Source organism: Bradyrhizobium sp. ma5 (assembly GCF_042258955.1).
Lineage (GTDB): Bacteria > Pseudomonadota > Alphaproteobacteria > Rhizobiales > Xanthobacteraceae > Bradyrhizobium.
The window spans coordinates 1,787,886-1,811,298 of record NZ_CP170156.1; the positions used below are offsets into that span (position 1 = coordinate 1,787,886).

The 23,413-nt window shown below is 57.5% G+C and carries 19 protein-coding genes; 11 read left to right on the plus strand and 8 right to left on the minus strand.

From position 1 onward, the window contains the following. The first annotated feature begins 1,256 nt into the window (after positions 1-1,256). The 5 genes from ACE103_RS08405 (at position 1,257) to ACE103_RS08425 (ending at position 6,000) form a co-directional block, all read left to right on the plus strand. Positions 1,257-1,697 carry a VirK family protein gene (locus ACE103_RS08405; RefSeq protein ID WP_375779046.1) on the plus strand — a complete coding sequence of 147 codons (441 nt, stop codon included), beginning with the start codon at positions 1,257-1,259 and terminating at the stop codon, positions 1,695-1,697. A 345-nt stretch (positions 1,698-2,042) separates the two neighbouring features. Beyond that, entirely contained in the window at positions 2,043-2,708 is a 666-nt protein-coding gene (locus ACE103_RS08410; RefSeq protein ID WP_375779047.1) for a glycosyl hydrolase, read from the plus strand. Between the two features lie 485 nt (positions 2,709-3,193). Continuing rightward, a complete protein-coding gene (locus ACE103_RS08415) occupies positions 3,194-3,349 on the plus strand; it encodes a hypothetical protein (protein WP_375779048.1) in 156 nt (51 codons plus the stop codon). A 539-nt stretch (positions 3,350-3,888) separates the two neighbouring features. Further along, on the plus strand, positions 3,889-4,098 hold the full coding sequence (locus tag ACE103_RS08420) for a 50S ribosomal protein L11 methyltransferase (protein WP_375781050.1): 210 nt from the start codon (positions 3,889-3,891) through the stop codon (positions 4,096-4,098). A 618-nt stretch (positions 4,099-4,716) separates the two neighbouring features. Continuing rightward, positions 4,717-6,000 carry an NAD(P)/FAD-dependent oxidoreductase gene (locus ACE103_RS08425; RefSeq protein ID WP_375779049.1) on the plus strand — a complete coding sequence of 428 codons (1,284 nt, stop codon included), beginning with the start codon at positions 4,717-4,719 and terminating at the stop codon, positions 5,998-6,000. Between the two features lie 140 nt (positions 6,001-6,140). Here ACE103_RS08425 and ACE103_RS08430 read toward each other — a convergent pair whose 3' ends face one another. Beyond that, complete coding sequence (locus tag ACE103_RS08430) at positions 6,141-7,016, minus strand: SPASM domain-containing protein (protein ID WP_375779050.1); 876 nt, start codon at positions 7,014-7,016, stop codon at positions 6,141-6,143. A gap of 1,308 nt (positions 7,017-8,324) precedes the next feature. Between ACE103_RS08430 and ACE103_RS08435 the strand changes: the two genes are divergently transcribed. Beyond that, entirely contained in the window at positions 8,325-8,753 is a 429-nt protein-coding gene (locus ACE103_RS08435; RefSeq protein WP_375781051.1) for a hemolysin-type calcium-binding protein, read from the plus strand. A gap of 366 nt (positions 8,754-9,119) precedes the next feature. On the opposite strand, the gene ACE103_RS08440 is transcribed toward ACE103_RS08435, so the two are convergent. Continuing rightward, positions 9,120-9,521 (minus strand): Dabb family protein, encoded by a 402-nt coding sequence (locus tag ACE103_RS08440; RefSeq protein WP_375781052.1) that lies wholly within the window; start codon positions 9,519-9,521, stop codon positions 9,120-9,122. 933 nt (positions 9,522-10,454) lie between these two features. Here ACE103_RS08440 and ACE103_RS08445 point away from each other — a divergent pair. From ACE103_RS08445 to ACE103_RS08465, 5 genes are all read left to right on the plus strand, one after another. Next, positions 10,455-13,556 carry an efflux RND transporter permease subunit gene (locus ACE103_RS08445; protein WP_375779051.1) on the plus strand — a complete coding sequence of 1,034 codons (3,102 nt, stop codon included), beginning with the start codon at positions 10,455-10,457 and terminating at the stop codon, positions 13,554-13,556. Between the two features lie 730 nt (positions 13,557-14,286). Next, positions 14,287-15,528, plus strand: coding sequence for a cytochrome P450 (locus ACE103_RS08450; protein WP_375779052.1), 1,242 nt, complete (start codon positions 14,287-14,289; stop codon positions 15,526-15,528). Positions 15,529-15,995: 467 nt separating this feature from the next. Next, entirely contained in the window at positions 15,996-16,457 is a 462-nt protein-coding gene (locus tag ACE103_RS08455; protein ID WP_375779053.1) for a hypothetical protein, read from the plus strand. A 13-nt stretch (positions 16,458-16,470) separates the two neighbouring features. After that, a complete protein-coding gene (gene istB, locus ACE103_RS08460) occupies positions 16,471-17,214 on the plus strand; it encodes an IS21-like element helper ATPase IstB (RefSeq protein WP_375779054.1) in 744 nt (247 codons plus the stop codon). Between the two features lie 556 nt (positions 17,215-17,770). Next, entirely contained in the window at positions 17,771-18,136 is a 366-nt protein-coding gene (locus ACE103_RS08465; protein WP_375779055.1) for a hypothetical protein, read from the plus strand. Between the two features lie 44 nt (positions 18,137-18,180). On the opposite strand, the gene ACE103_RS08470 is transcribed toward ACE103_RS08465, so the two are convergent. From ACE103_RS08470 to ACE103_RS08495, 6 genes are all read right to left on the minus strand, one after another. Beyond that, a complete protein-coding gene (locus ACE103_RS08470; RefSeq protein ID WP_375779056.1) occupies positions 18,181-19,014 on the minus strand; it encodes a TIGR02391 family protein in 834 nt (277 codons plus the stop codon). 9 nt (positions 19,015-19,023) lie between these two features. After that, complete coding sequence (locus tag ACE103_RS08475) at positions 19,024-19,770, minus strand: hypothetical protein (protein ID WP_375779057.1); 747 nt, start codon at positions 19,768-19,770, stop codon at positions 19,024-19,026. Positions 19,771-19,942: 172 nt separating this feature from the next. Next, on the minus strand, positions 19,943-20,068 hold the full coding sequence (locus ACE103_RS08480) for a hypothetical protein (protein ID WP_375779058.1): 126 nt from the start codon (positions 20,066-20,068) through the stop codon (positions 19,943-19,945). A gap of 831 nt (positions 20,069-20,899) precedes the next feature. Continuing rightward, positions 20,900-21,484 carry an anthranilate synthase component II gene (locus ACE103_RS08485; RefSeq protein WP_375779059.1) on the minus strand — a complete coding sequence of 195 codons (585 nt, stop codon included), beginning with the start codon at positions 21,482-21,484 and terminating at the stop codon, positions 20,900-20,902. Next, the gene (gene pabB, locus ACE103_RS08490) at positions 21,481-22,875 is read right to left on the minus strand and encodes an aminodeoxychorismate synthase component I (RefSeq protein WP_375779060.1); all 1,395 of its coding nucleotides are present in this window, start codon (positions 22,873-22,875) and stop codon (positions 21,481-21,483) included. Before pabB ends, ACE103_RS08485 begins: the two co-directional genes overlap by 4 nt. A 161-nt stretch (positions 22,876-23,036) precedes the next feature. Continuing rightward, positions 23,037-23,354: a Dabb family protein gene (locus tag ACE103_RS08495; protein WP_375779061.1), complete on the minus strand. Its 318-nt coding sequence runs from the start codon at positions 23,352-23,354 to the stop codon at positions 23,037-23,039. Positions 23,355-23,413: the final 59 nt, after the last annotated feature.

Here is a 23,413-nt window from a genome sequence, read left to right on the forward strand (position 1 = left end):
CCGCAGCCGATGGTGTGAAGAGTCAGTCGTTCTTGCTACGCTCTAAGGGCAAGCCTGGACGTCGGGAGTGCGATTGCCGATCGCCTCTCACGTGACAATCAACAAGCGTGGACGCTGCCCCCAAGCTCGGCCCCGACTATGGAGCCTTCAGGCAAGATCGACAAAATCGATTGTTTTGGTGGAGCGCATTCAGGCCACGGATAGACCGTAGCGCGGTGTACCGCTTGCAATGACGGATGCGGCTTTTACTGCCGCTTGGCGGTGCGATCGGGTCTGACGGGCTTTTCTCGTCGAACGCGCGTCCAGTACAATGCCGAGACAGCCATGAGCAGAAGCTAGGCTTTCAACGCATCACGTCACCGAGCCGGGTTTCGAATGTGGCCGCGGCGATCGGGTCTATGCCGGGATGCCCGATGCGCCCGAACGAGCAACGCCAAAGAAGGACTTGGAGGAGCGGTTCGTGCGGGCCCCAGACGTCGGACCCGCTCTTAGGATGCGGCATCGCTTCAGCCGTTTGCTGGTAGCTTGATGCGCAGGCTGCTCGAGCTTGGTTCGTGTGGCCTGCGCTCGTGCGGGTGGTTCGTGCACATTCTTGCAGGTACAGCTTTCGAGGGGTTGACGGACCAGGAAAGAAGCCCGTACCCGCTTCAGGGGTGACGGATGGATTCGGTTCAGTGCGGTAGATGGTCAGCCGGACGAATGCCGCGCAAAGCGGTAGTTCAAAAGTCGGTGACGCTGCTTTGCGCCATCTGGCCTTCTTGCCAGGCCGAGATCAGGTGCTTTGACTGAGCAAGACTTGTTTACGCCGCCGCATCAGGTTCGGCGCCAACCCCATTCCGGACCTATTGTTTCGGTGGCAGAGGGGCGATCCCAGATATCAACGTGAACAAGCTCGCAAGATGCAGGCTGGTCGAAGTGTTCTCCGGAAATCCCGCGCTTACGCATATGTGAGAGCCGCATAATATCGGGCTCCGTTGGATTGGCTCGACCGTTGCGGTCCGTGGTTTCCAGGTGGCCACCTCCCGATCAAATCGTTCAGCGTCTTCCCACGAGGGGAGGCTATTTTAGCAAACCTGACCTACGAGGTTGTGACGTTGGAATAGACGTCACGACCACTTGCGCCTGGTCGCGACAGGCTGTCTTTGTCGCAAGCGCGACCGCGCTTGATGTCTGGAATCCGCCAAACAAAGCGAGCACGACGGTTTGCAAGGTTGCGCTTGTGCGATCTGTGGTTCTTATTCGAGGGAGATCAACATATGAAGTTTACTGGCAAAGGCCTGTCGATCCTATTGTCCTTGCTTTCGGCGCCAAGCATGAGCCCGATGGCCAAGGCCGATGAGCCCTCGCCGAAATACGCCGAAGTGCTCAATGCCCTGCAGACCGGCAAGAATGTGAAGCTTATACTGGACATGAATCACTGCACCACCGCCGACGGTGGCAAGCCCGGGCCGGCGACGCAGGCCGGTCTGGTCATCAATGCCTTCAGGGTGACCGCCCAGAACGGTATCAGCTTTGCTAATGCGCACCAAACGGTGGACAGCTCCGGTCACGCCGTGACCGAATACATTCGCCATAGCCTCAGCCGCGAAGGCAAGCTCACGGTGCGGGCGTCCAAGCTTGTCGTCGGGACGACCGAACTCGTGAACCAGGGCGAATTCATTTGCGAACTGCCTGATGGCGCGAAGTTCATCTGGTAAAGGCGCAAGTTGTGAGAGGCGATCGAGCGTGGAGCGAGGGGCGCCTGCCGGATCGCATTTCCCCATCACAGCTCTTCCGGGCGCGGGTCCACCGTTTTCCTCGAGTTCGTCAGCTCCTCGAAAGGCAACCTTCCTAGCATTCGGACCTGATCTCTAGATGCCGATGCCATCTAACTCACGAACCTCGGGCGCTCGCTCGGCGAATCTGCAAGAGACGTTGTTCTCATAACCAGAAAGAGAGCTTTATGGAGTCCAGTCGGATAAACGGTGCCGGCTCGCATGGGGCGTCCCCAACGGGATACGTCCGGACACAGGAGGATCATGATCTGTTCAGGCAGGCCTTGAATGGAGCCGGGTCACCATCATCTGGCGCCCTGTATCGGCAAGGGCACCGATTTGGAGTTCGAGCGCTCCATACGGGACTTTTTCACGCGATGGCTACTCTTGGAACAACGTCGTATGGGGCCGGGTGCTGGACCTCAGACGATTTCGGTGAGGGCAGTCAACCAGTGGGGCGTGTGGTCGAACCAGCCTAATACTGCTGGCATCAAGAGCTATCCGCACGAGGCTTTCAATATCGGAAAACGGCTCAGTTCAATCAACACTCAGACCTCGAGCTTCAATCAGGACGTTCCTCCCAGCGGCGGCGCCTGGGACGTCGCCTACGATATCTCGGACAGTTCAAACCAGCATGAGATAATGCTCTGGACAAACTACACCGGAAACCCGGACGGAAGCGGCAACGTTAAGCCCATTTCTTATCATTATGCCCCCTCTGGTGCGGCGATCCCGGTCTACAGCAACGTCAATCTAGGCGGGGCGACTTGGAACGTGTTTGAAGGCTTCAATGGTCACAACGTCATCTCATTGCTGCGCACTTCGAAAACCAACAGCGGAACAGTGGACATCAAGAGCATCCTGGAGTGGATCAAGTCGAAGGGGTACTTTGGCGACATAAACGTCGGTGCAGTCCAATACGGTGTCGAGATTACCTCTTCCCCGGGGGGATGAACTTCAATTTCAACAACTGGTAGGTGACCTCGAAGTGACGATCACGCGGGCAGTGAGGTGATTTGCACTTATGCCGTTGAGCCACTCCGACCGACGATCTCACGACCAGGTTTGGGAGCATGTCGATCGCCACAGGCGAGCCTCCTTGGGGGGCGCGCCTCCAGTCGGCGCCAACCAACTCTCCGGGTTCAGGTGCCAGTGGGAGTTGCTGATGACCCGATGCCCGCACGATCGACGGCGAGCCAATAACGTTAGCCCTCCAAAGCCCGACGTGGCCTAGTGAGAGGTAGAATGAACGATGGCCAGTGCGTAACCCTTCTCGAAAGACGCTGCACCATCGGCCTGTCCACCAAGGAAAACGTCAGATGACAAAAGAAGCTATCAGTTGAGGAAGTGAGCTCCATTTTGCGCATGCCGCTGCACTGATGATCGTGATCGTCTTGACCTCCCGATCTCGATGGCGGTGAGTATGGAGCTATGATCGCATGACCTGTATGCTGTTGGGCGAGTTTTCGATCGGTCGCAGTGCAAACCCGGCGCAGGGCGACGTCTCGCTCCTTGATCAGCCAGATAGCCATTTGGGCGGCATCAAAACCGTGAATTGGGCGAAGTGTTGTCCGTTCCTGACGAGCTTTCGCTGAAACGTGAGTTTTCAATGTAGGCCGCAACTTCTGCTTTCTGGTCAACTGCCGTGCGAATGGCCGCGACACGAAGCCATTCGTACACCAACTCGGGTATACGTGTTCGGTTTCCGACACTGGTGCCGACACGCTGGGCGGCAGAACACCCCAGGCCCGCCGGCGGCCGTTCTTCAAGGAAAATCAGAAGCCGAGCGCGTTTTGAGTGCCGATGGCACGGCCGTTGCTATTGGGAGGAAACGATGGTCAGCGAAGAGCGCATTCAGACACACAGGACGAACCATGTTCGCAACTCCTTTAAACCGCCGTGCCCTGTACAGAGCACGGAGCCTGCGACAGCTGTCGTACTCGCCCAATCGGGCATTCCATCGATCGGACGGGACGACGATGACGCAAAACGGGTGCCGAACGCGCTACCGAACTGGAGAGTTGAAATGATTGCCTCCTCAGGCATATCGGCGCGGCGCCAAACGACCGACGTAGACGCAATGATCGCTGATCTCCGGTCGTGCGAACACCCGCACGATGTGGAAGTGTGCGGTATGCTTTTGCACGTTCTCCCTGGCGTTCTGTCGCCACGTCTAAGTCATGCTCCCGATGCCTTGATATCGAAGTGGCACATCCAATCTGGAGCAACAGTGTTAGATCTGGGATACGGATCAGGTGTGCTGGGGCTGGCGGCACTCCGCGCTGGGGCAGAACGCCTGGTGGCTCTCGATATTAATCCGCAGCCGTTCTCACCACAAAGTTAAACAACGAGCGGTTAGGTTATTCCGAGCACGCAGAAGCGCGCCTCAGTGACATTTATTCTGCGCTGCAGCCTAATGAAAAAGTTGAGCTTATTCTCTTTGCCGCCCCGTATTGGAACGAAAAGACAAAGGACGACCTGGAGCGTTCTTGCTTTGACGAAGATCACAGGGCCATGGCCTCAGCTCTTCCTGAACTTGATCGATGACAGTAAGCTGCGCGGTAAAAGCATGCATAGTTTCCGACCATCGATTGAAGGGGGGCACATCCGCATCTGGGAGCTCACGGTTCGGTGAAGCCTCTTCCGCTGCTACTGCCGGTCAACTGTTTGAAGTGCCAATTCAGTACTGGTCCTGTTCGGATCGGCGTTTTGACACCGAAGGCGACCCTCACGAGGTCAATGCGGTAATGCAGACCCTTTAAATTTGAGGGAAATCACAGGATCTTCGATTTTGGAGAACACGACCTCACCAGAACCGGGCAGTTGTCCAATACTCTTGCGTCACAGGTACGCCTTTGAGAGAAAAATCGGCTCCACAATTACTGGAGTTGATTTCTGTGGCGGCTGTCACGATGTGTAGGTCAATGTCGTTCATGATCAGCGGCCCGAACGAGTTCGTCGGATGCACGGCAACCCCAAATCGCACGGCTTGTGGGAGCTGACGGCGCCAGTTCCGCCGTATACGGGTCCTCTTGTGGGCGACGCGCAAGCGGATGTCGTTGTGATCGGCGGTGGATATACCGGACTCTCTGCGACTATTCACCTCGCGAAGGCAGGCGCGCGCGCAATCCTGTTGGAGGCATCCGAAATTGGATTCGGTGGTTCCGGGCGCAACGTTGGGCTCGTCAACGCGGGCATGTGGGTCATGCCCGACACGCTCTCAGCTACTCTCGGGCCTCCGTTTGGAGAGCGGCTCATCGAATTACTGGGTAGGGGACCGCAAGAGGTTTTTGAACTGATCGAGAGACATGGGATCGACTGCGAAGTTGAGCGCGCGGGGACCCTGCATTGCGCGGTCGGCCGCAGGGGCTTCCAGCAAATCCAGATACGTGCCGAACAGTGGCAGAAGCGTGGCGCTCCGGTCGTGGTGCTTGATCCGGAGGAAACGCGCAGAAAGATTGGCGGTGGCAACTATACCGGCGCCCTCCTGGACAAGCGCGCCGGTACAATACAGCCACTGGCTTATGCGCGCGGCCTGGCACGCGTTGCCCTTGCAGCGGGCGCGAGGATATTCACGCAGACTGAGGTCCCCACAGTCCGCGATATGGGTTTGCGCTGGAGGGTTGGCACGGGAACGGGATCCGTATGTGCTGAGTGGGTGATCGTCGCCACCAACGCCTACGGCAAAACCACTTGGCCGCAGGTTCAGCGGGAGCAGATCCGCTTGCCTTACTTCAATTTGGCCACGCGGCCCCTATCAGACCGTCCAAGGACGTCAATCTTGCCCGAACGGCAAGGAGCATGGGACACCAGCGAGGTCCTTTCCTCGTTTCGCTTCGATCGGTCGGGCCGTCTGGTGTTCGGCAGCGTGGGCGCTCTGGAGGGTATCGGCGCCCTGGTTCACCGAGCCTGGGCGGTGAGGTCGCTACGCAGGCTGTTTCCGCAGTTCGGTGAACTCGAGTTCGAAACCGGCTGGTTCGGGATGATCGGGATGACTTCCGACCACCTGCCGCGCTTTCACAAGCTCGACCGCAACGTGGTCACCTTCGGTGGTTACAACGGGCGCGGTATTGCAACCGGGACCGTCTTCGGCCGTGTGCTGGCGTCCTATGTCCTCGGGCACCTTGCGGAAATAGATCTACCGCTTCCTGCCGCGCCGGTTGAACACCGGCGGTTTCGTGCCGCCCGTGAGGCCCTCTACAGAGCAGGATCTCAGCTGGTTCACCTCACTGAAGCGCGGCTCTGATCCGCCTGCTGTCAGGGTATATCCGGTCCGGCGAGTTTCCTGTCGGTTTGGCCATTCCTGGCAAGCAGCGAGCGAATAGGCTTTGGTCGCTTATCGTTCTTCAGAAAAGTCTCAGCATCTGCACTCGCGCGGTCCTGTCGTCACGATAGTTGGTCGGCATCCGTGCAGCATCCCGACGTCTGCGGACTGGCAAACTCACACGTCCTGCAAAGCAGAAAGCCATCGATTCCGTTCATGCGATTGACAATTTCGCTAAACATTCGGCCTTCGAACAGATCTTCGTATTGGTCGCGCAGAAGATTGCCCAGGACATGACGCCGCTCAAAATCCATGCAGCACAGGGTAACGTCGCCGTTCGGGAGAAGGACATTCCGATATTGCCGTTTGCTGATGCATGTCAAACTTCCGGTAACCGGCTGTCGTGGTTTAATGATATTCGGATCAATTCGTCCTCGCCTGCTACTCAAGGGCCGCAAGCGCTCCAGTGCTTTGGCGGGAACGATGTCGGCGAGATCGGGATGGATTTTGCCAAAGACGACGAATCGAATTGAAGGAATGTTCGCGTCGACCAGTCGGCGCATGACGTTGAGATGCGTCTTCCCGACAAGACGGCTATTCATGTAAGTTCCGTCATCCAGGACGTGTACGACAAAAGCCTGGAACCGCAGCATTTGCAATCGCCGAACGTCACTCCCATTCATTCCGACAACGGTCGTGAAAATTCGAATGCCATGGCCGCGCGCGTAAGCATACTCAACCATCGTCGTGCACTCCGGATGGAGCCAAGGCTCCGAGTAACCCGCAAAGCCGATATCGATACCGGCTGGTACGCGTGCCAGACATCGCTTGAAATCCTGAAGACCAAGGTGCTTCGCTTGGGACACGGGTCGTTGGCGTTCAGCGAACTTATCCTGGGGACAATAGGAACATCGGACGATGCACCCTGTCGTCGTCGTAATCTCCAGTTCCCGGCCGCTGGGATTTAGGTCCTTTAACGCCATGAGGTGTGCTGTCATTCGTCTGATCCTTTCAGGTCCCGGCGCAAGGAATTGCAAGCAGCGCGGCGTTCTGCAGCGGGGGCGACGCCACCAAACCGCAGCGGATGCGAAATGCTTCGCAAAGGGGCGATGCGGAACCTGCATTCGACCCGCCCCAGCAGGACATCCTATTTTCTGCGATCAGGTCGGGTGCCGGATCCTCTTTTCTCGTTCGCGCAGGCGGCAACCGACGCGGCCGATCTGGGGGGATGTATGCGGTGCGGCAAGCGATCGCGCCTCGCGAACTCGATGCCGATCGTTCGCGAAGACGTCCTGCCTGTCTCAATGGCAAATTGCTCCTCAGGATGATGGATGCTCGCAGGCTAGTCGCTGTGTTGAAGAACAAATTGGCTTCTCTCGGCGGAACGGTAGATGATTTTGTCGATGACGATCGCTTTTGCAGTTCTCGTCCACCATCCTGCGGCCAACGAAGTAATAAGTTGAGGGGCTGTCCCGAGCAGCCGAAGATGGCGGGGTTAGCCATGTTCAAAGAATGATCACATTTCGTCCTGTTCGATAGCCCGAGCAGTAATGCAGCTGCCATGACGCGACGCCTGTCTACCGGTGGTAGTTTCCCATCGATCCACTGGAACAGATCGATTTAGAGAGTCAACGCGACCCTGACTGCCGGAAATGGTAGGGGGGGCGTAAACTTTGCGATACTGTGTCGAACGACGACTCCCAACAAGACGCCACGACAGCTCGAAACCTTAAATCGCTACTATGGATCCGTAAGCTCTCGGGCGAGCAAGATCTGCGGAGACGATCATGGAAACTCGATTGGCAGATGTTGGAGCCGACGATGCTTGCATCCCGCTGAGCGATCTGAACGTAAACCACAAACGCATGAGAAGCCGTGCGAGCTGCTGCTTGAACAGCAGGAGGGCATGAACTTGGTCAAGGTTGCGCTTCGCTGGCATCGCTTGTCTGCCAATGAGTGCCGGATTGCGTGATCACGAGTTCGCCGCTTGGCGTGATGCGACCGTTGCTCCTCGTACAATGGCTTGGATCGGCCCGACGACTTCACCCGTGTCGACTTTGTCCATTCGGCGGAGCCGCCGGCTTGTGAAACGATTTGCACAACGGTCTGCAATTGGATAACCCATCGCACCGTTTTGGTTGGGTGTGCAAGTCAGGTTTTCGTCAGATCCGGTGTGTATGTTCCTCAGCCAGAGCACCACACTTCCGTGACCGCTCGTCTGGCAGACAAAACACAGGAGAAGAAATGGCTGTAATGCGCGGCACGAACTTCAACGATCACGTGGTTGGGACACCCGATAGGACTTCATCCAGGGGCGGGGCGGGAACGACTTGATTGTCGGAGGTACGGGCGACGATGAACTGGAAGGCAATCAGGGAGCCGACACGATTTACGGTGGTGCCGGCGACGATTTTTTGTACGGCAATCAGGGCAACGATACTCTGGTCGGCGGTTACGGCGGCGACAACTTCATGTTCACGAGCGGGAACGTCGACGATTTGGTGATGGACTTCACGGTGGGGGATAAACTGCACATCGAGGACGGGATTAATCACACTGGTATTCATACGCTTGCCGATCTTACCAGTCACATCGTGGCGGCTGGCCCCATTAGCACGGTCGTCCACCTCGGAGAGGGCAATTCAATTACGCTCTCAAATGTGAATGCTGGCGACGTTCTGCACCACCCGGACAACTATTTCTCAATCATGCACATCACCGATCAGCCCACCTGATCCTCTCGGTTGTACTTGTCGGCCGAGCATGGCGCACGGGCACGGCGATCGCTATGGCACACCCATTCTGCCCGTAGCGAACCGCCGTTGCCCTCGACCAGACGATTAAACATTTGCAAATGAGCGGAGACATGGTGATCCGAGCTCATCGCCATGTAGCGCAGAGTAGCATGCAGCTCGGTAGACTATACACACCCGGCCCCGGTTGCATTCCGGCACCGGATGAATGCAGTGGCGCTGGAACCAACCGATATCGTGTCCGTGCGAATGGTTTGACAGACGGTGGCACACGCCGGGGCCGGCAGCTTCGCCCGGCAAAACCGCTCGCAGCACGTCAGGAGTAGTGCTCCAACCTGAACCTCTCGATCATATCGAGCACTTGCGTACAAGGCCCGACACGCTGTCGGAATGACGCCGCTGCCGCCGCCAAGGCAGCCCGCTGCCGAAACTGGACGCGGCGCCATCGCGGGTTTGCGGAGACGCCGAGCCGTCGCGCAACTTGCTTTCCAGCGAAATAGACATCTGCTGACAGTTCGTAGTCAGCGGCAAACCGCAGTTCCCGAAGCGGCCGGACGCACCGGATCGCGCTTCTTGATACAAATCGTGCGTTTTGTACGCAGCGAGATCCATCTCGCTGTCGAACTCACCGTACACCACGACGTCGACCTCATTGCCGAACTGATCGCTCTTGCGGTTGCGCGCAATCTCGAGCCGGCGTGCATACGGGATTGCGGTGAGAACTGACAGACCTTCGACGATCTGGGCGATACTGGCCTGTTCCTTGGCTGTGAAAGACGATGTGACGGATCATGGTTGGCCGCAATCGTGACGCTGCAACGTGGCGTTCTTATATCGGGATCGAGCTCAACACAATGCTGTACGGAAGCTGGCAGCACTCGGCGCGAATTTCTGGAAACCGATCGAGGTTGGCCTCGAAGCAGGACCGACGCCGAGCGCGTCGCTCGGCTCGGCCGTCTTCCATCCGGTCGCATCGTGCCCGAGCGGTATCGCCTGCAAGCGGCGGTTTCCCCATATTCGCCGGAGATTGACGAGGTTCGCATCACCCCGGAGCCGCTCGACGTCACGGGACTCTGGAATGCATTTGTGCGCCGGTCCATCTTGGCGCCGGGGTAACGTCGCAAGTCTCGCGCGGCTCATGCCGGCTTAAGGCGTCGACAAACCTTGGTGTAGGTTTGGCAACCCATTCTATATCGCGCGCTTGCCTTTGTAGAGTTGAGTCACTCGTCGAGTTGTTTGTACTTTCGACGTCGCCGCTGGATCGTTCGACCGGTGTGGCGCGGGAAACCGTTAGTGTCGACTGATCCGCTTGCTGGAAGGCGTTGCGTACCATTGAGGCGTGAGGATGAAGCGGGATGGAAATGCGCGAGCCCCGCTTCCGTATTTTGAGTCGGACCTCGGGCCGATTGCGCACAAAATGACATGGGTCTTTATCCTGAAGAGGTGTGTCCATACTAGAGATCGCGATCAGCGATCAAACCGCAGGCCAAGATTTATCCAAGGAATGGCGATGGAGAAGTGGAGCACCGGACCCTTGCCTAGGAACTAGACGTTAGAGCAGCCAATTCCGCTTTCCTCTCGCTATCGGCCCGAGCCACTGTCAGCCGCGCTGATGACCGCAACTGGAGCGCGACTTGCCAGTGCCAGCGAATTTGCGTCACCCTCCCGAATGCGAGAGCCTCGATGGCATTGGCCGAGCTTTTCATCAAACGTCCGGTGTTATCCGTCGTCATCAGTCTGCTGATCCTGCTGATCGGTCTTCGCGCGGCCGCCGTTTTGCCGATCCGGCAGTATCCGAAGCTGTCAAACACGGTCGTCAATATCACGACCTCCTACCCTGGTGCCTCCGCCGACATGATCCAGGGGTTCATCACGGCCCCCCTGGAGCAGGCAGTGGCATCCGCCGAGGGCGTCGACTACGTCACGTCCTCATCGGTGCTCGGTAGCTCGACGATCCAAGTCTACATCAAGCTCAATTTTGATCCCAACGAGGCGCTTACCGAAGTGCTCTCCAAGGTCAACTCGGTCAAATATCTAATTCCGAAGGAATCAAACGATCCGGTCGTCACCAAGTCAGCCGGTCAGACCACGGCTGTCATGTATATCGCTTTCTCCAGCGAGGAACTGACGGCCAGCGCGATCTCCGACTATCTTTCACGCGTGGTGCAGCCGGTTATGTCGACTGTAGAGGGGGTCGCAGCGGCGGACATCCTGGGCGGCCAGAGTTTTGCGATGCGGCTATGGCTCGATCCTGCGAAAATGACGGGGCATGGCGTGTCGCCGGCGGACGTTTCGGCTGCAATTGCCGCCAACAACTTCCAGGCCGCGGCCGGTCAGGTCAAGGGCTATCTCACTATCTCCGACATCACGGCCAACACTGATCTGCGGGGTGTCGATGACTTCAAGCGCATGATCGTCAAGGCCAATGACGGCGGCTTTGTACGCATGGAGGACATTGCGACGGTCGAGCTTGCCGCGCAGACCGCAGACGCCAGCGTCTCCATGAACGGCGAGCACGCGGTCTTCATCGGCGTGCAGGCGAGCCCTCAAGGCAATCCACTGAACATAGTGCGAGGGGTTCGGGCGCTATTTCCAGACATGAAGCGCAACTTGCCGCCATCGCTGAAGATGAAAGTGACCTACGATTCCACGAAGTTCATTCAATCATCGATAGATGAGGTGGAAAAAACACTGGTCGAGGCCGTCTTGATCGTGGTGGTCGTGATCTTCCTGTTCCTGGCCTCGTTTCGGTCGGTCATCATTCCCGTCGTCACCATTCCGCTGTCGCTCATTGGCGTCTGCAGCATGATGCTGGCGCTGGGGTTTTCATTCAATCTTCTGACCCTCCTCGCGATGGTGCTTGCGATTGGCCTCGTGGTCGACGATGCAATCGTCGTGGTGGAGAATATTCTTCGCCATCTGGAACAAGGCGCGCCACCCGCGCTGGCCGCGACCCAGGGGGCGCGCGAGATCGTTGGTCCCGTCGTCTCCATGACGATCACGCTGGCCGCCGTGTACGCGCCAATCGGCTTTCTCGGCGGCCTCACTGGCGCGCTGTTCCGCGAATTTGCGTTTACGCTGGCGGGCTCCGTCATCGTATCGGGCGTGATTGCGTTGACGCTGTCTCCGATGATGTGTTCGGTCTTTCTGAAGAGCTCTGAAGAGGGGCGATTTGCAAGAGTTGTGAACCGCGCGTTCGGCGCCACGACCCGCTGGTACGGTCGCAACCTCGACCGCTCACTCGACTATGGTCCGATTACCGGGCTGTTTGCGCTGACCATGCTGGGCCTTGTCGGCTTTCTCTATATGCATACGTCCAAGGAACTCGCACCCGAGGAGGATCAGGGCATCATATTCGCGCTGACCAAAGCGCCGAAATACGCCAATATCGATTACCTCGATTACTACGGCGCCAAGCTCGACAAAGCGTTCCAGAAGTTTCCCGAGACCGATTTGCGCTTCGTGCTCAACGGCAGCAGCGATCCGCAGGGCGGCATGGCCGGCATGTTGCTCAAACCTTGGGACGAGCGCAAGAAATCATCGATCGCGCTGAAATGGTCCGTTCAGGCCGAGCTGTCCAAAATCGAAGGCATCAACGCGTTTGCCTTTGGCTTGCCGCCTCTTCCGGGCGGTTCGGGCGGCCTACCGGTGCAAATGGTGATCAGTTCGACGCTAGGTTTCCAGTCCGTCTATGAGCAGATGTCGAAGCTGAAGCATACCGCTCGTAAGAGCGGTCTGTTCGCGGTCAGCGACTCTGACCTTGAGTTCAATCAGCCGGTGGTGCAAATCAAGGTTGATCGATCCAAGGCAAGCGATCTTGGCATCACCATGGACAACGTCGGTGGCGCGCTTGTGACCCTGCTCGGCGGCAACTACGTGAACCGCTTCAACCTGCAGGGGCGCTCCTACCAGGTGATCCCGCAGGTGGCGCGCGAAAAACGCCTGACGCCGGATTCACTCGGAAGCTATTATGTGAAGACTGCGAGAGGCTCGATGCTGCCGCTGTCGACCGTGGTCTCCATCGAGACTGCGACCGATCCGAATACGCTCACCCACTACAACCAGCTCAACTCCGCGACCTTCCAGGCCGTACCGATGCCTGGCGTCACGATCGGTCAAGCTGTGGAGTACTTGGACCGGGAGGCAAAGAAGCTGCCCGCAGGCTTTAGCCACGACTTCCTTGCCGACGCTCGCCAATATGTGCGCGAGGGTAATCAACTCGCCATCACCTTTGCGTTTGCAATTATCATCATTTTTCTGGTGCTTGCGGCGCAGTTCGAAAGCCTGCGCGATCCCCTCATCGTCATGATCGGCGTTCCGATGGCGATCGTCGGGGCCTTGATCCCGCTATTCTTTGGCCTGTCGACGATGAACATCTACACTCAGGTCGGGCTGTTGACACTGGTGGGGCTGATTTCCAAGCACGGTATCTTATTGCTTGAGTTCGCCAATGAGCTGCAGCTCAAGGAGAGGCTCGACCGCCGCTCGGCTATCGAGATGGCGGCGCGCGTTCGACTTCGTCCGATCTTGATGACCACGGCGGCGATGGTCACCGGTCTCTTGCCCTTGTTGACCGCAAGGGGGGCTGGCGCCGCGAGCCGCTTCTCGATTGGGCTCGTGCTCGTCGCGGGCATGTCCATCGGCACGCTGTTCACGCTCTTCGTGCTGCCCGCGCTCTATGTCGCGATTGCGTCCGATCACCGCGCCGGTGCGAATGCTGTCCACGTCAAGAACACCGCCGAGTTGGAGCACGCCGGGGCGGTTGATGCCCACTTGGTCAAGTGATGACGCGCGCAATCAATTGAGCTTCGCTGAATTGATGTCAAAATTGGGGGCGCTGATCGCCGACCGCCGTGACTTGATCGCGCTGGTTGGCAAAAATTGGTGACCCGGACCGGGTCCATTTTCTGCTCTCAGAAAGCGGTAGTGGCTATTGGCCTCTTACAGGGTGAATTGCCGGACATCCAGCGCAACTCGTCGCCAAATTGAGTTCCTCTAACCTGACTGCGATCATAGAGAGAGCGTTCAAAATATACAACCGGTAATTGAAGGTGCATGACGGTAAGAGTGAGGAGGTGGCGCTGCCTCGCGATCCTCGCACTCAGGGGAGGGATCTGACCCGCCCCGCTGGACATCGTATTTTTTCGATGAGAGCTCGGGCGCCGGACCCCTCTTCAGTTTGTCGTACAGGCGATAGGGGAGCCGTAGACGTGGCGGCGGCCAGTTTAAAGAATGCTTACTTGCGCCCTCTTTGATAGTTCAAGCGGCGACGCAGCTGCCACTGGGGGACGCCTGTGTATCGGTGATAATTCTCATCGATTCACTGGCGCAGATCGATTTAGAAAGTCAACGCGATCCTTACTGCCAGACATGGTAGGGGAGGCTGCCTGCACTTTGGGATACTCTGTTCGAGCGACGACCGCTCACAACCAAAACGTCAGGGCAAGCGCGAAACCATGGATCGCGTTCTGAGGATTCGTAACCTCTCGAGAGAGAAAAATCTGCGGAAGCGATCATGAATATTCGATTGGCAAACTATGGAACCGATGATGCGTGCGGTATCCCGCTGAGCAATCTGGATGTAAGCGAAGCCAAGCGCTTTCAAAATGATAGCATCTGGGGCTGCTTCGAGCGGCTGCGAAGGGAAGATCCCGTTCACTACTGCCAAGATAGCCCTTATGGTCCATATTGGTCCGTAACCAAATACCGAGATATCGTAGCGGTGGATACAAATCATAGGGTATTTTCGTCTGAGCGCGGTGTCACTATTGTCGACGTGCCTGATAAGCACTGGACTCAGAGTTTCATCAAGATGGGTCCTCCTAAACATGCCCAGCAGCGCGATACTGTGAGTCCGATAGTCGCACCGGAAAACCTGACGAAGCTCGAAGGCTTAATCCGCAGTCGGGTCAGGACGATTCTGGACGGCTTGCCGCGCAACGATGCCTTCAATTGGGTGGACATGGTCTCCATTGAGTTGACGACGCAGATGCTCGCCACGCTATTCGACTTTCCATTTGAGGATCGGCGGCTCTTGACTTATTGGTCGGACGTAGCCGTTGCAATTCCGAAAATGGACCATGCGATCGACAGCTGGGAAAAGCGAAGCGCAATCTTGTCCGAGTGCTTGGACTATTTCACTCGACTCTGGAACGAGCGCATTAATGCCGAGCCGCGCGTCGACCTGATTTCCATGATGGCGCACTCGCCCGCGACACGCCATATGGAGCCGAGTGAATTTCTCGGAAATCTGGTTCTGCTCATCGTGGGAGGGAATGACACCACACGCAATTCGATTACCGGGGGCCTCCTGTTCATGAATCAAAACCCCTCCGAGCAGCGAAAACTGCGCGATAATCCGAAGCTGGTGTCGAGCGCCGTGTCCGAGATTATTCGATATCAGACGCCCATCGCACATATGCGCCGCAACGCCGCCGCCGATATCATCTTAGGTGGGAAACAAATCAAGCAAGGCGACAAGGTCGTCATGTGGTACATCTCTGGTAACCGGGACGATGAGGTCATCGAGAACGCCAACAGCTTCGTGATTGACCGCAAGAACGTGCGGCAACATCTCTCGTTCGGATTTGGCATCCATCGCTGCGTTGGTCGACATCTTGCGGAACTGCAGTTGAAAATCCTCTGGGAAGAAATGTTGAATGCGCGGCTAGAGGTCGAGGTTGTCGGCGAACCCGACCGAATTGAATCTAACTTTGTGCACGGCTATTCCGCACTCCCTGTGCAGATTGCAGCTTAGGCTGTGATGCTCTAGCACGGGAACCGACAGCCGCAGCGCGGTTCCGTCCCGTTTTGACCAGGCTCGCCGCTGCACCGTACCCGAAGGCGCTTTCGATCTGTGCGAAGGCGTTACTGCATCTTGAGAGCCAGGGAGCCAATCGGACAGGCGTTGAAGCGCCTGCGAGGAGTGCCGTGAGCGGTGGTGCCTGGCCAGCCTTTGCGAATCCGGCACCTTTAGTCTTGCGTTTTCGATACGTCAGGCGATGAGCTCAATATTGAAGATTGTAGCGGTGGCAGCGATTTTCTTTGGAGAAGCGCTTTCAATAATCGCGGAGTTGATTGCTTCGAAGCGGTTTGGAAGGGCCGGCGGGCATCTGACAGCGCTGGTGCCGATGTTCCTGCTGATATCCTTCGGCGGTATCCTGCTCGTCTGCGGATACGCACTGGGCTACATGCATCTCAAGAATATCTGGATAATTATCGCAATTGGAGGTCGAGGCGCGGATCACCCGAAGGACCGTCGAGATTTTCCTGCGCGGCAAGCGCGTCGCGTCGCATCTGCGCAGCACTCTGCCGCATCGACCAACGACGATCGCCGAGCATATGCCAAGCTCGCATCGCCGCTACCGCGACTGGACTCCTGAGCGGATTCGTTGTGAAGCCACCAAAGTGGGCCCCGACACCGAGACGCTGATCGACGTCATCCTGCGGGCGCGGCCGCATCCGGAACAGGGCTTCCGCTCGGCCATTGGCATCCTCGGGCTGGTCAAGCGCTATGGTCAGGAACGCGTCGACGCCGCCTGCGCCCGTGCGCTGCTGCTCAATGCCCGTTCCTACAAGTCGGTCGCCGCCATCCTCAAGAACGCCACCGATAAAACCGCTCCTCCCGCCCAGGAGGCGCCCATCCTGTTCCACGCCAACATCCGCGGCCGCAGCTACTACAACTAATCAGGAGATCATTGTGCTCATTCATCCGACCGTCGACCGCCTACGCGCGCTCGGCCTCACCGCCATGGCCGATACCCTCATCGAACTGCAGAACAATCCCGAGGCCGCCGAGATGCCGCACCCCGATTGGCTCGGTCTCCTCGTCGATCGCGAGGTCACCGCCCGCGACAACCGCCGCCTCGTACGGCGCTTGAGCAGTGCCAGGCTCCGCCAGGCCGCCACCATCGAGAATGTCGACTATCGCACCGCTCGTGGTCTCGACCGTTCGCTCTTGCAGAGCCTCGCCAGCTGCCAATGGATCCGCGAGCACAACCATCTCGTCATCGTCGGTCCGACCGGCACCGGCAAGTCCTGGCTGGCTTGCGCGCTCGGCAACAGAGCCTGCCGCGATGGCTTCTCCGTCCTCTACAAGCGCGTGCCCCGCTTGTTCGCCGATCTCGCCCAAGCGCGTGGCGAAGGTCGTCTCGCCCGCCTGATCGCGGCGCTGGAGCGCGTCAACCTGCTTATCCTTGACGACTGGGGACCCGAAGCGCTCACTGCCGACCAGCGCCGTGATCTACTCGAGATCGTCGATGATCGCTACGACAAGGGATCATTGTTGATCACGAGTCAGGTCCCCGTGTCGCAATGGCATGACGTTATTGCTGATCCCACACTCGGCGACGCCATATTGGACCGCATCATTCACAACGCCCACCGTATCGAGCTCAAAGGCGACAGCCTGCGTCGACGGGCCGACGATAGGACAACAGCGTGACCACCGCGCGCCCGATCGCCCCACCGGCCCACAGGTCCCTCCCGCGCGCGCCGCTGCGTCGCTCGTGGGGGCCACTCCGCGCCGCGCGCGGGGCCCTCCCATGGACCGCTGGACCGATCTCCAAGCCCTCCCGCCCGTCTTGACCAGGAAGACCATTTCCAGCACAGATAAACACGTCAGTCGTGTTCGCCTCCGCAAGTGATCACCATCGTCTGGAAACCGTGATCACGATCGCCTGCAATCGCTGATCGCCATCCCTGGAATGCGCAAGCGCCGTGTTCGGCAGGCGATACGAGCGGCCGTCGCCTCCCGTTTTCCAAACACTCCAACGCGTGCCATCGCCTACTCGAAAAAGGTTTCATGCTGATCTGGGCGTGTTTCGACCAAGTCGTACGTGGCTATGAAGTTTGACACTGCGCTGGGCTTCTAACGGTTCAATCACACGTATGTTCGAGCTGGACCTCTTTCGGTCTTGTTTTTGATGGTATGAGCGAGCGCCATTTCAGCAATCGTATCGGGATGCTAAGTCGTTTCACCGTTCGATGGATTTAGAACGATGACCATGCCGCCTGACCTAGCCGTTATTCCCGGTAAATTAACGGCCGCAAAGGACGAACGGGGCCGCTTCGTGTCCGGTCCGGCTAATACTGTTAGGCCAGTCGGCGCTCGCAACAAGCTGTCATCCGAGATGCTCGCAAGCATCAAGGAAATGAGGAAGGACGCTATCGAACGACTTCGCGAAGCGCTCAACGACAAAGAAAGTTCATCGCACTGGAAAGCGTTGGAGTTAGTCTTGCGTTATTGCCTGCCACCGGCCCGCACCGTTGAATTGGACGATGCCGAACCCGAAACGATCATGCAAGCTTTCATCAACGGCACGTTGAGCGCTGATGAGATAAGGGCAATCGCAACAGCACTTTGACCCGTAGCGGACACAGAGCCAAGGCCGACGCCACGTCCCCCAGCTCAGTGGCCTGACCCTGGCTCTGGTGTCGCATCATCAATGCGCCTGCAAAGGAGCGACGCTAGGCACAGATACTCAAATGCCTTTTGCTGTTCCTCCTGCTTGCCGTGCGTGTGAGCAAGGGGATTTCTGACACCCTTCGCGTAAGCCGATAGCATTTCCATGAATCCGAGTTGCTCATTCCTCTTTGTTTCGTCAGCTAGGTCGCTGAACGCAAGAATAGGTTTCTTCAAGCTGAACGCCTGCTGAGCGAGCGCAGACCCGTCAAGCGTCAGGCTGGTTACCTCTCGAAGATACTGAAATACCGCCTTTGCTGACTCTTCGATGGCTTGTGCGTAGTGTTCGTCGACAAAGAGCTTGAAGCATCCTTTTGCGATGTACGGATGTAAATGGGCTGTGTATGCGAACATCAGGCGATCCGGCCCCAAGCCCGACCGCATCGGCACGTTGCGATCCGACGGCACCGCGTCACTCTGATCGAGCCCTTCAATCCTACCGGCAATGGTGTTTAGTTTTTCGATTGTGCTCCGTAGGGATGGCCCCTTGATCTGCGAGACGGAGCTGAGACCCGAAGCGGCGTCGAGTCCATCCCACAGCGAGCCAGTAGCGGGATGCTGCATGATCCAATTGGAATCGAACCTCTCGATATAAGGGCGGAGTGCACCAAGACGGCGCGTCAGCCAATGGCTTTGCTCTTCAAGCTCCTTCTGATTTCTGATCGGGAAGTCGGGGACGATGTTGTTTAACGATTTGCTCCATAACTCCCTGTGCTCCGTCAGCTTGCTCCTGAATTCATCCAGGGCGGCAAGAAGCTCTGACACTTTCATTGACTGCATCGAGGTCTTCTATCGTCTCGGGGGAGCGGGGCGCGGCCCACTGAAATCGGTTTTACTTTCCTCGACGTTACGGACGGGCAAAATCTCTCCGGAGGACCCGCCTTCAGGAGTTTTTTCGCTGCCCGTTTCAGTCGCCAGAATATCCGTGGCTTCATCTTGCTTTGGTAAAGCATCAACGATAGTTGGCTCGGCTGTCTGAATCGATCCCGCTTTTTCTTGATCGGCGCGCCATTGTTCCAAGCGCTTCATCCCGAAAGTGAAGACGTAGCCAAACGTCCGTTGCCACCAGTCCAGTGGGATGAGCAGACCTTCGGCCTTGCCTAACGCCCTGCATTCTTCGTTGTGCGCCTGTAGGTCAATCAGCCGTCGTACTGGAGGTTCGTCGCGCTCAATGCGAAGCCTCTCGGCTCTTGCTTTCCTCAAAGCGGCGGGCTTTGGTTCCCAAACAGCTATTTTTGCGCTGAGATCGGTGAATCGTCGACATAAAAGGTCGTGTACTCGCGCTTTGCGGTTGAACCGAAAAACGGAATCAAGAGCGGCAGAGACCGCGACAACTCCCGTCAGATATTTCGCAATTCCTAGATCCTTTGCGAGAACAACGAAAAAGCTTGCCGTTCCTGTCAGCGCGGTCGCGGCTCGAGTAAGATAGTAGCACCACTCGTAGAATGCCCGCATCTTCGAATGATATCGTCGGGATTTCTCGACTGCGAAGGCAACGTAGTAATAGCCGCCGCCTGCGTCAGGCCAGTCGCTCACTTCTTTTTCTCAGGCGGAGGCTTGATCCAGTCCGTGGTTTTCTCAACCTTGCGATTTCCTTGGGAATCGTCGCGACGAATCCATTCTTCCTGGGCCGGACGAGGTCTTTCCTGAGGGCGTTCATGTGGTCTGTGACTGTCGGGCCCCCCGGAACCCGGCTTCTGGTCTCTGCTCATCGCTTTTTCTTAGCCTTGCTGCGGGGAGGACGCATCCAGTCCGTCGAGCGTGCCGGAACGTGACGCCCGATCGCCTTTTTGACCATTTTGGCTTTTTTGGCCTTTTTGGCTTTTTTGGCCATCGCCCCATCCTTTGTGAGTTCTGATACATGCTGGCGGACCGGGTTCCTTCTCGCAAGCACCAGTTATGGTTGTCCCACAAGAAAATGAACCAGTTTGCGCGAGGGACGTGGCACTCACCGGGCAAGCAGGTTTGGCGACGTGAGAAGCCCACTCCAATATCAACTCTCACTTTCCGCGCTACGATTCAGCTCACGATTAATGCGATCCTTGACCCTACGGACCGCAAGAAGCTGCAACCTTGTTTGAGTCTTGCCACTGATCGTCTTGCCATCGATCTCAAAACTGTAGCGCCATTCGCCTGGCAACGCTTCTCGAATGCTGAATTGTACGCCTCTGTGCTGCATAAATTCTTGTCAATCCCGATCGCGCACGTTGTCTCCGTTCGGCGCTGTCCTCGGTTCAGCGCTGATTGATCCATGCCAATCATGAGAGCCTTAACGTAACAAGAGGCCGCCGATCCAATGGGACCGGCGGCCAAGTCAAGGGAGGAAACGCCCGCTAGGGCAGCGGTAGCAAGGCAACCGCAAGGCACCGCCAATCGCTTGGCGGATCTCGAATAAGAATCTTGCGACTTGGCCAAAGGATGAGCCGCCAATTTGTCAAATGGAGGCCAGTCGATGAGCAACGCATTGATAGCTCAAATAATTCAATTGAGCCCGCACGAAAAGAAAAAGTTGCGTACGCAGCGTACCAATTGAGCTCTTTCGCGCTTTCGTTACATCTTCAACAGGCCACAGCTGTTTCGTACGCCGTTATGCCGAGCTAGATTCATCGGGTGGCGGCTTGCGATACGCTCGTAGGCTGCCACGCGCGCAACGAAGTCTCGATCCTCACGCAGGGAAACTCTCTGCAAGTTGCAAGAAATTCAGAAGCAACACGTGACCTTGCTGAGTAAGTACTGACTCCGGGTGGAATTGTACGCCATAGGTTGGGTGATACCGATGTGCCAAAGCCATGATCTCACCTTCATCCGAACGGGCTGTCACCACGAGATGCGACGCGTCTGACTGATCGAGTTCGACCGCGAGAGAATGGTAGCGTCCGACAGAAAGTGGAGACGGGAGTTCCTTGAACAACCCTCGGCCATCATGCGTTATGTACGAGGATCGGCCGTGCATGGGACGGCCTGCACGCGCCACGCGTCCGCCGAAAACGCTGCCAATACACTGGTGTCCGAGACAGATGCCAAGAATTGGGACACGACCCGAAAGTTCGCGGACGACCGCAGTGGATATGCCGGCCTCCATTGGCGTGAAGGGACCGGGAGAAATGACGATCGCAAGCGGCTTGAAAGCAACGAGATCGGTGAGACTGATCGCGTCATTCCGGACTACTGTCGTCGCAGCGCCAAGCTTGCGGAAATAACGCGCAATATTGAACACGAAGGAGTCGTAGTTGTCGATGATGAGAATCAAAATGCACCAGATACCTCGGAACCAAAAGCGTCAAAGAGTCGCCGTGCTTTGGCAAGCGTTTCCTCATATTCGGCTTCGGGATTTGACATCGCCGTTATTCCTCCGCCTGCATGAAAAATAGCCAAGCCGTCGTCGATCGTCACCGTGCGGATCGCAATGTTGGTGTCCATGTGGCCATTGAATCCGATGAAGCCGATCGCCCCGCAATAGACCTCTCGGGCCACTTTCTCGATGTCCGCAATGATTTCCATTGCTCGCACCTTTGGAACGCCGGTCACGGAACCGCCCGGAAAGCAGGCGCGAAGCAGACTAACCGCGTCTTGGTCCGCGGCAAGTGCGCCCCTGACGATCGAGACGAGGTGGTGCACTGAGGCATAGGATTCGAGGTTGCATAGTGCTGTAACCTCGACCGAATTGTCTGTGCACACGCGTGACAGGTCGTTGCGCAGCAGGTCGACGATCATGATGTTCTCGGCGCGATCCTTTTCGGACGCGAGAAGGTCTCCGGCGCGGCGCCGATCTTCCTTGGAATCAGCGGAACGCGCGATTGTGCCCTTGATGGGGCGCGTTTCGACCTGTCGTCCGTCCAGTTTCAGAAATCGCTCCGGAGAGCTCGATGCGATCGTCAGCTTGCCGTAGCGCAAGAGGGCTGCAAAGGGCGCCGGGTTCAATGACCGGAGCTGGCAATAGAAGGTCAACGGATCGAACAGCGGCGACACCCTGGCGCTGAAGCATTGCGCGATGTTCGCCTGGAATATCTCCCCAGCCAGAATCAACTCAATGACGCGCTGAACCGCCGCCATGAAGCCTTCACGGCTAAAGTTCGAATGCCATGCGCCAGCTGTGCTCGGGATTATAATCCTCGGCAACTTTGGCCTGGCAAGCAATGCTGCAAACTCGTCGGCGCGGCGACGCGCCCGCTCGGTTCGTCGAGCGGCCTCCTGCTCCGGCCATCCGGTCGAGACGATCCAGCACCTGTGGTCCCGGTGATCGAAGCTGACCACCACGTCATAGAAATGTAGAATCGCTTGAGGTAATCGGAGACCGGGGATTGACGGGGCAGGCAGCCGCTCCAGTGTGCGGTTCAGATCGTAGGCAAGGAAGCCGGCAGCTCCGCCCTGGAACGGCGGGAGATCGGGGCGATGCGCTTCTGGGTATCTGGAGAGAAGGTTGCGGAGGGCATCCCATGGATCGCCACGAACGGCCTCCGCATTCCAGCTTGCCTGTCCATCGGCGACCACATAGGTGCCAAACGGTTCGCAGGCCAGATATGAGTACCGCCCGAGCAGCTCATGCCCTCCCGCACTATCGAGAAAGGTAAGCTGCGGACGCTGCGCAAGGCACCGAAGCGCCACGACAGGCTCGATCCATTGCAACTCTCGGACGTGCATGGGGCTATCGGTTACCGACAACGGGTAGACTGTGAAGCAGGCTCTGATCGTTGTCCTGCCGCGAACAAGCGTAACTTCCGTCCGGCACGTACAAAGCCTCGAGGCTGATCATCATCAAGCTTGGCTGCGGCCAGCTCGTGGGGGGCGTCGAGCAACTTGGCTCACCCTGACGTTCCAGCGAAATAGACGTCTGCTGACAGTTCGTAGTCAGCGGCAAACCGCAGTTCCCGAAGTGGCCGGACGCGCCGGATCGCTTCTTGATAAATATCGTGCGTTTTGTACGCAGCGAGATCCGTCTCGCTCTCGAACTCTCCGTACACCACGACGTCGATCTCGTTGCCGAGCTGATCGCTCTTGCGGTTGCGCGCAATCTCAAGCCGGCGTGCATACGGGACCGAGGTGAGAACTGACAGACCTTCGACGATCTGGTCGATACTGGCCTGATCCTTGGCTGTGAAGAAGACGATGTGACGGATCATGATGGCTGCAAACGTGACGCTACAACTGCCGTTCTTATATCGGCATCAAGCCCGGCGCA

Coding starts and splice junctions, on each gene's coding strand:
- ACE103_RS08405 (WP_375779046.1), top strand. CDS start 1,257: ATGAAGTTTACTGGCAAAGGCCTGTCGATCCTATTGTCCTTGCTTTCG.
- ACE103_RS08410 (WP_375779047.1), top strand. CDS start 2,043: ATGGAGCCGGGTCACCATCATCTGGCGCCCTGTATCGGCAAGGGCACC.
- ACE103_RS08415 (WP_375779048.1), top strand. CDS start 3,194: ATGACCTGTATGCTGTTGGGCGAGTTTTCGATCGGTCGCAGTGCAAAC.
- ACE103_RS08420 (WP_375781050.1), top strand. CDS start 3,889: ATGCTTTTGCACGTTCTCCCTGGCGTTCTGTCGCCACGTCTAAGTCAT.
- ACE103_RS08425 (WP_375779049.1), top strand. CDS start 4,717: ATGCACGGCAACCCCAAATCGCACGGCTTGTGGGAGCTGACGGCGCCA.
- ACE103_RS08430 (WP_375779050.1), bottom strand. CDS start 7,016: ATGACAGCACACCTCATGGCGTTAAAGGACCTAAATCCCAGCGGCCGG.
- ACE103_RS08445 (WP_375779051.1), top strand. CDS start 10,455: ATGGCATTGGCCGAGCTTTTCATCAAACGTCCGGTGTTATCCGTCGTC.
- ACE103_RS08450 (WP_375779052.1), top strand. CDS start 14,287: ATGAATATTCGATTGGCAAACTATGGAACCGATGATGCGTGCGGTATC.
- ACE103_RS08465 (WP_375779055.1), top strand. CDS start 17,771: ATGACCATGCCGCCTGACCTAGCCGTTATTCCCGGTAAATTAACGGCC.
- ACE103_RS08470 (WP_375779056.1), bottom strand. CDS start 19,014: ATGCAGTCAATGAAAGTGTCAGAGCTTCTTGCCGCCCTGGATGAATTC.
- ACE103_RS08480 (WP_375779058.1), bottom strand. CDS start 20,068: ATGGCCAAAAAAGCCAAAAAGGCCAAAAAAGCCAAAATGGTCAAAAAG.
- pabB (WP_375779060.1), bottom strand. CDS start 22,875: ATGCACGTCCGAGAGTTGCAATGGATCGAGCCTGTCGTGGCGCTTCGG.
- ACE103_RS08495 (WP_375779061.1), bottom strand. CDS start 23,354: ATGATCCGTCACATCGTCTTCTTCACAGCCAAGGATCAGGCCAGTATC.